The following is a 1750-nucleotide window of genomic DNA, read 5'->3' as shown; positions in this document are numbered from 1 at the left end:
AGAAAATAAGGGATTGCCATCGTCACGATGCGCAATCCCTTATTTTTTTCATCGCCTCTTGTTAAATTGCCCCTCGGGCAATACTTTGGGTGAGCCACTTTCTCAGATTTACTGCCATAAGGATGAAGCCAAGCTCACGTTTCACCTTTGCTTTTCCTCTTACGGAAAAACGAGTGAAACGCAAATTAGCCTTCAGATTCCCAAAAACTGGTTCTACGTCTATCTTACGTTTCGCGTAGATTTTCCCGTTTTTTTGATCTGAAAGCAGGTCCTTTACCTGTTCCTTTTGCTCTTCCCACGAAACGTTTACTCGGACTTGGCGATGACGACCCTTCTCTGCCTTGGTACAGAGGGATCGAAGCGGGCAGTCATCACAACTCTCACTTTCGTACACCTTGAAATCGCGGGTAAAACCATATCGATCCGTCCTCTTAGACATGTAACGGAACGTCACGCTCCGCCCGTTCGGGCATACAAAGTGATCGGTCGTTTCATCGTAGGACCAGTTGGCGAGATTAAAAGGATCATCACGCCATTTTCGCGTCTTCTCTTTTTGAAACATCGTATAGGGAACGAGCGGAATGCGCCCTCGGCGCATCAGAATCTCCTGATAATTTTCTTGGCTCCCATAGCCGGCGTCCGCCACGATATGTTCCGGTAAAGTAAGGTACGAGGCCACCTCATCTAAAAACGGGATGAACGTGCGGGCATCGGTTGGATTAGGATAGACATCATAAGCGAGGGTATATTGACCTTCGGTCGCAATCTGCACGTTGTACCCAGGCTTGAGTTGTCCATTTTGCATATGATCTTCCTTCATCCGCATAAACGTCGCATCCGTATCCGTCTTCGAATAGCTGTTCCGTCCATCGAACGTCTCCTTTTGGACGGCATACTTCCTTTTTCTTTCCACGAACTCAGCGAACTTTTTTCGAAAAAAATGGGGTTGCTTTCGTTCGGAACGAAGCCGTTTTCTCTCCTGCGTATCTGAACTTGCCTCGATTTCTTGATTGATAGACGCGATTCGTTCCTCCAAAACATCACCGATGTACTCGAGTTCAGGAATGGTCAGTTCGTCTGGACTTTCCCGTTCAATCTCCGGTAAGATTTCCTGTGCGACGAGTTCTTCATAGAGAAGATTAGACTTTTCGACGAGCGACGCACTATATCGCTCGACGGATTTTCGCCAGACGAACGTATATCGATTCGCATTCGCTTCTAGTTTCGTACCATCAATGAAGATCGCTTCTTCCTTAATTTCTCCCATCTCGACGAGATGGCAACGGAAGGTGACGAACGCCTGCTTCAGGATAGGTGTGACTGCCGGGTGCACTCGAAAGCGATTGATCGTACGATAGCTCGGTTCATTCCCTTGAGCGAGCCACATCATACGCAGACTGTCTTGAAGGAGTCCTTCGATCTTCCGACCAGAGAAGACCGATTGCGTATAGGCGCATAAAATGATTTTCATCATCATGCGTGGATGATAGGCGGGGCAGCCTGTCGTTCGAGTAAAAGGTTCAAAGGCATCGTCGGGAATGGACTCGACAAGATGATGAACGGCGAAAGCGATATCGTTTTCTTGAAGACGAATTTCTAAATCTAAAGGCAGAACCAGCTGGTTCATGTTATAATTTTTAAACATAAGGACACCTCCGATAGTTATGGTTTGGTCACTTTAACTTTATCAGAGGCAGTCCTTATTTGTTTACTTAAAATCGGTTTTTCATCATAGAAGAAGGCCCTCGAA

Annotated in this window: 1 protein-coding gene; it reads right to left on the bottom strand. The window is 46.6% G+C overall.

Going from position 1 to position 1750, the window contains the following annotated elements; genetic code table 11:
• Positions 1 to 61: 61 nt before the first annotated feature.
• Positions 62 to 1645 carry an IS1182 family transposase gene (locus tag ACHA8N_RS17045; protein WP_393966421.1) on the bottom strand — a complete coding sequence of 528 codons (1584 nt, stop codon included), beginning with the start codon at positions 1643 to 1645 and terminating at the stop codon, positions 62 to 64.
• Positions 1646 to 1750: the final 105 nt, after the last annotated feature.

This window comes from Exiguobacterium sp. S22-S28, assembly GCF_043359615.1.
Lineage (GTDB): Bacteria > Bacillota > Bacilli > Exiguobacteriales > Exiguobacteriaceae > Exiguobacterium_A.
This window is presented reverse-complemented; position numbering and strand designations above follow the sequence as displayed.